Origin of the sequence: Rubrobacter aplysinae, assembly GCF_001029505.1 — a bacterium.
Classification (GTDB): Bacteria; Actinomycetota; Rubrobacteria; order Rubrobacterales; family Rubrobacteraceae; genus Rubrobacter_A; species Rubrobacter_A aplysinae.
In genome coordinates this window covers 1-5,273 of record NZ_LEKH01000030.1, presented here as the reverse complement: position 1 = coordinate 5,273, position 5,273 = coordinate 1, and the positions used below count along the sequence as shown (strand labels likewise).

The window sequence follows — 5,273 nt, the reverse complement described above, 5'->3', positions numbered from 1 at the left end:
CCGGGTAGCAGATCCTCTATCTGGTGCCATTGCTTGTCTGTAAGCTCGTAGCGTTTAGGCATCTCTACCTCACTCGGTCTCTTGTCCGCGAGTGAAGTGATGCTATCTCAAATGTCGATTTACCCTAGTTACCAGTCATCTTCTTCGCGTCCAGGGTCTCGTCCAGGTCCTCTTCGGAGAGGTCTGTCTTCTCGCGGGCGACCTCGCGGATTGTGCGGCCCGTCTTGTACGCCTCCTTGGAGATGTCGGCGGCGTTGTCGTAGCCGACTACCGGGGCGAGGGCGGTGGCGAGCATCAGGCCGTTCTCTACAAGCTCGGGGCCGCGGTCGGTGGCCTGTAGACCGGCGATGCACTGGTCGGTGAGGTTGTCGGCCGTGGTTGCGAGGAGGGCGGTGGACTGGAGGAGGTTGTGGGCGAGGACGGGGAGCATGACGTTTAGCTCGAAGTTTCCGCTCTGTCCGGCTACCGTGATGGTGGAGTCGTTGCCGATTACCTGGGCGCAGACCATCGTGGCGCTCTCGGCGATGACCGGGTTTACCTTGCCGGGCATGATCGAGGAGCCGGGCTGGACCTCGGGAATGGCTATCTCGGCGAGGCTGGCGCGGGGGCCGGCTCCGAGCCAGCGGAGGTCGTTCGAGATCTTCATGATGCTCACGGCCACCGTCTTCATCGCGCCACTCGCGGCGACCGCTCCGTCCATCGTGCTCTGGGCCTGGAAGTGGTTCTCCGTCTCACGCACCGTGATGCCGAAGCGGCTACTGATACGCTCGCAGACCTTGCCGGCGAACTCGGGATGGGTGTTGACGCCGGTGCCGACGGCGGTGCCGCCGAGGGCGACCTCGGAGAGCTCCTCGCGGGCCTGCTCGACGCGCCGGATACCGCGTTCGATCTGACCGGCGTAGCCGGTGAACTCCTGGCCGAGACGTACCGGGGTCGCGTCCTGGAGGTGGGTCCTGCCGGTCTTTACGATGCCGTCGAACTCCGCCGCCTTGTCGCCGAGGGCGTCGCGCATCTTGTGCAGCGCCGGGAGCAGGTCGCGCTCTATGGAGATGAGCGCGGCGACGTGGATGGCGGTCGGGATCACGTCGTTCGAGGACTGGCCCCTGTTTACGTGGTCGTTGGGGTGGACGGGGGACTTCGAGCCGACCTCACCGCCCAGGATCTGGATGGCGCGGTTGGAGATCACCTCGTTCGCGTTCATGTTCGTGGACGTCCCCGACCCGGTCTGGAAAATGTCCACGACGAACTGCGAGTCGTGCCTGCCCTCCACGACCTCTCCGGCCGCCTGCGTGATCGCGTCCTTGACGCCGGAGTCCAGGCCGCCGAGCTCGTGGTTGGCCTCTGCCGCCTCCAGCTTTATTGCGCCGAGCGCCTCTATGAACCGCCGGGAAAAACGCAGCTCGCTTATGGGGAAGTTGTCCAGCGCCCTCCTGGTCTGCGCCCCGAAAAGCGCCTCCCTGGGGACCTCGACCTCCCCCATCGAGTCGCTCTCTATCCTGTGCGGCGTGTTCTCTTTGTCCAACCTGTCGGCCACCCCTGAACCTCCTGACTGTTGCTAACTGCTACTAACTGTTAAAAACGTTCCGCGCGAAGCCCGGGGCCACGCGTCGTATAATCCTCCCAAAACCCTGCCAGGGGCCGTGCCCTATAAGAGGCTCGCGGCCCACATTGGCCCGCATTATACGGGTACGGACGGAGGTAGTTTTCTTGCAGTCACCATCACGGTCAACACCAGATACAGAGCTAAAGGAGATCCTCAAGGAGTGGGCGGTCGCCGTGGAGGCGCTCGAACGGGGCGAGACGGCGCTCGTGGTGCGCAAGGGCGGCATCCGGGAGAAGTCGTTCGCCGTGCCCGCCAAGCGTTTCCTCCTGTTCTCCGGCTACGAGCACCAGAAACCGGAGCTGCTAAAGCCGGAATCCCGGCACCTTTTGGAGGACATGCCGCAGCGTAAGGACGACGAGGGGCCTGTCCGGTTTACCTCCTTCGCCGAGGTCCACGGGGCTTATGAGATCTCCTCGAAGGAGTCCCTCGACGCCATAGACCCGTATCACATCTGGACGCCGGAGTACGCCGAGAGCCGCTTCAAGTGGCGGCCGAAGAAGCCGCTCACGGCGCTCGTGCTGCGGACCTACCTGATGCCCGAGGCCGTGGAGTTCCCGTACACCGAGGCGTTCGGCGGCTGCAAGAGCTGGCTGGAGCTCGACGAGCCGGTAGACATTTCGGGCTCGGTCCCGGCGCTCTCCGAGACGGAGTTCGAGCGGCTCACGGCCCCGGCGCTGGAGACGCTCGAAAGGCTGGAGCCGGCCCCGGTCGGGCCGGCGGGCTCCTAGAGAGGAGAGGGGAGCGTGATGTCCGCGGGGTTCTTGCCGGTAGTCCTGCTAGTGCTGCTCCTGGTGGTGGCGTTTCAGGTGATCTTCTCCTTCAACCGGGACCTTTTCCGCGCCGGAGCCTACAAGGAGCTCGTCCGCAAGGCGCTGCCGCTCGTCGCGCTCGTGATAATGGCGGCCACCCTGCCGCTGGTCCAGGCCGCGGGCGCCGATTGGATCCCGGTCGTGTGGGCCGTTACCCTCGGCGGCGCCATAATCCTCGCCAACTTCCTCTCCATGCCCGCCCTCGAACGCCGGGCGGGCCGTCTCTTCCGCCGGGGGCGCTACGACGAGGCCGCCGAGGGCTTCCGAAAGCTCGCCACGGACAAACACCTGGCCCGCTACTACACCTTCCTCGGCGCGGCCCTCGGAGCCAGCGAGGAGAAAGGCGAGGACAGGAGTGAAGGCGACTCTAAAGGCTCCGAAAGCTCCTCGTCGCAGAGAGGCGGCCAGAAGCTAGAGGAGTCCATAGACGCCTCCACGAAAGCGGTCGAGCTGGACCCGGACTACGGAATCGCCTACTACAATCGGGCCCTGATCCACCAGAAAGCCGGCCGCCGGAGCAAGGCCGCCAGGGACATGCGGCGCGCCCTGGACTCGGACCTGCCGCGCCGTTTCCGGAGCGCCGCCAAACGTTACCTGGAACAGAAGTAGTGAAGGAATCGGGAGTCTAGCTTGGGCGGCCTGCTCGTATACCCGACCCTGGGCGCGCTCGTGGTGCTCGTCGTCCTCGCGGTGGTGGTCGCCCGTCAGAACCGGGACCTGCTGCGCGTAAAGGCCTACCGGGACTTCGTGGTGCGTCTGATCCCGGTGCTCTCCACCGCCGTGTTCGTCGCCGGGCTGCCGTTCGTGGTAGACCTCGCCGACGCCGACCGGGTGCTACCCGTCCTCCTCTTCTACCTCGGAGGGGCGGCGCTCCTGACCGCGCTCATGGCCCGGGCCGTGGACCCGGAGGAGCGCCGGGCCGGGGCGGCCTTTACCAGAGAGGACTACGAGCAATCAGCGATCCTGTACGGCAAGCTCATAGAGCGGAACCCGCTCCCCCGCTACTACTCCGCGCTCGGGGCGGCGCTGGACCTGAACGGAGACCAAGCCGGGGCACTCGAATCAATGGGCCACGCCATAGAGCGCGACCCGAAGCTCGGAGTCGCCTACTTCAACCGGGCCTCGATCCTGGCCGTGATGGGAATGCGAGAGACCGCCATAGACGACCTCCGCGCCGTCTTCCGGGCAGACTCCGGCCGCCGGGTGCGCCGGGCGGCGGAAGAGGCCCTGAAAGAGCTCGGGGCAGAGAACGAGCCGCGCTCCGGCCCGCGCTAGAGTGGGCCGGGCGAACCGGGCGCTAGCGCACCTTCTCCTGCGCGTTTCCGGCGACGGCCCGGATCTCCACGTTTCCGTCCCTCACCCGCGTCTCGTAGCGCGCCTGGGGAAAGACCGCAGGTCCCTCCAGAGGCTCCCCGCTGTAGAGGTCGAAACGTGACTGGTGCCAGGGGCACACGACCGTGTCTCCCTCACGCTCGCCCCTTTCGAGCGGCCCGGAGAAGTGGTTGCACCTCGCAGCGATGGCCGTGACCCCGCCGTCGGAGGTGCGGGCCAGGAGTACCCCTACGTCCCCGACCTCTACCCGGTGCGTACCGCCGTCCGGCAGCTCGTCCTCGGCCATGACCGGCACGAACTCCTCCGGTCCCGGGCTCTCAAAGACGTTGCGGTTCACCCGGAGACCGTACCAGTAAGACAGCTCCCCGCCGAGGTGCGCGCCCATCCCGTTCAGCGAGTATCCCGTCAGAAACAGTAGCTGACCGGCCCGGCGGCGGCCCGCTATCCTGTAGGCGAGCGAGGCGGTATTCAGGGCGAGCCCGGCGACGTTGAGCAGGCCGTGGGCCATCCCCATGCGCCGGGAGCCGCCCGAGAGATAGCGCCAGTCCGAGACCCCCGCGGTGGCGGCCGCCACGCCGCCCGCGATGCCGAGCGCCAGCGTACCGTCGGCGGTGTCCCGGGCGAACCGGGCCCCGCTTACGAGATCCACCCCGTCGAAGACCAGCGTCGCCGTCCAGCTACCCACGGGCACGTCCGTGAGCACCGGGTGCAGGGGCGCCCCCATCCACAGCCCGTCCAGGATGTTCTTCGCCGGACGGCCGCCGCGGACGACGGCCCTCTGCACGACGGGCTGTATCTTGTCGGCGAGGCCGTCCAGCCAGGGCATCGTGTCTACTATGCGCTGGCTGATGGTGCCGCCGGAGTCTGGTTCCGCCACCGCTCCTCCTTTCGGGGGCCCGATCCCGCGGGCCGTGTGATCCCGGTAATCCAGTAAAGGTATCCCGATCAAAGTATACCCCCGACGTCTGGTGCTGATCGGCTCTGGTAGAACTGGCAGGGCTGGCGGGTATTGGTCTGTTCCAGACGTGTTAGCCGGTGCGCGCCTTGTCGCCGCCCACCCCGTACGCGCCGTAGACCCCGTAGAAGAGCAACGAGATCCAGTGCGCCAGCAGCACGAACGTGTACAGTGAGACCGCGAACGTGGCCAGCAGGGTCCCGTCTTCGTTCCAGAGCAGCGGCCAGCGCGCCGGGACGAGCTGGAGCCCGATCAGGAGCACCCCCGGCGCGTATCTTCCGCGCGCGAAAAGCAGCATCACCGCCGGGGCGAGCAGCACCAGGTAGTTGTTCCAGGTCACCGGCGAGGCCAGCAGCGAGGCCGCGACCACGGCCCACAGCCCCCACTCCGTCCCGCCCCGCACCACATACGCCGTCAGGACGGCGAGGCCTATCGCCAGCGCCTGCACCACGGGCACGGCCCACGGTACCGGGTGCAGGGGCGCCCCCATCCACAGCCCGTCCAGGATGTTCTTCGCCGGACGGCCGCCGCGGACGACGGCCCTCTGCACGACGGGCTGTATCTTGTCGGCGAG

5 protein-coding genes and 1 pseudogene are annotated in these 5,273 nt (G+C 67.0%); 3 read left to right on the top strand and 3 right to left on the bottom strand.

The features are described 5' to 3' along the window. Nucleotides 1-124: 124 nt before the first annotated feature. Entirely contained in the window at nucleotides 125-1,534 is a 1,410-nt protein-coding gene (locus ABD53_RS15435) for a class II fumarate hydratase (protein ID WP_235401697.1), read from the bottom strand. 173 nt (nucleotides 1,535-1,707) lie between these two features. On the opposite strand from ABD53_RS15435, the gene ABD53_RS15430 reads away from it, so the two are divergent. The 3 genes from ABD53_RS15430 to ABD53_RS15420 are packed head-to-tail and all read left to right on the top strand — an operon-like array spanning nucleotide 1,708 to nucleotide 3,687. Further along, the gene (locus ABD53_RS15430) at nucleotides 1,708-2,331 is read left to right on the top strand and encodes a DUF1802 family protein (RefSeq protein ID WP_160309719.1); all 624 of its coding nucleotides are present in this window, start codon (nucleotides 1,708-1,710) and stop codon (nucleotides 2,329-2,331) included. A 15-nt stretch (nucleotides 2,332-2,346) separates the two neighbouring features. Further along, complete coding sequence (locus tag ABD53_RS15425; protein WP_152670823.1) at nucleotides 2,347-3,021, top strand: hypothetical protein; 675 nt, start codon at nucleotides 2,347-2,349, stop codon at nucleotides 3,019-3,021. 21 nt (nucleotides 3,022-3,042) lie between these two features. Beyond that, the gene (locus tag ABD53_RS15420) at nucleotides 3,043-3,687 is read left to right on the top strand and encodes a hypothetical protein (RefSeq protein ID WP_047866726.1); all 645 of its coding nucleotides are present in this window, start codon (nucleotides 3,043-3,045) and stop codon (nucleotides 3,685-3,687) included. A gap of 22 nt (nucleotides 3,688-3,709) precedes the next feature. Here ABD53_RS15420 and ABD53_RS15415 read toward each other — a convergent pair whose 3' ends face one another. Both ABD53_RS15415 and ABD53_RS17365 read right to left on the bottom strand, forming a co-directional pair. Further along, nucleotides 3,710-4,621 (bottom strand): Rieske 2Fe-2S domain-containing protein, encoded by a 912-nt coding sequence (locus tag ABD53_RS15415; RefSeq protein ID WP_053058170.1) that lies wholly within the window; start codon nucleotides 4,619-4,621, stop codon nucleotides 3,710-3,712. Nucleotides 4,622-4,772: 151 nt separating this feature from the next. Beyond that, nucleotides 4,773-5,273: pseudogene (locus tag ABD53_RS17365) on the bottom strand (hypothetical protein); the annotation flags it as partial.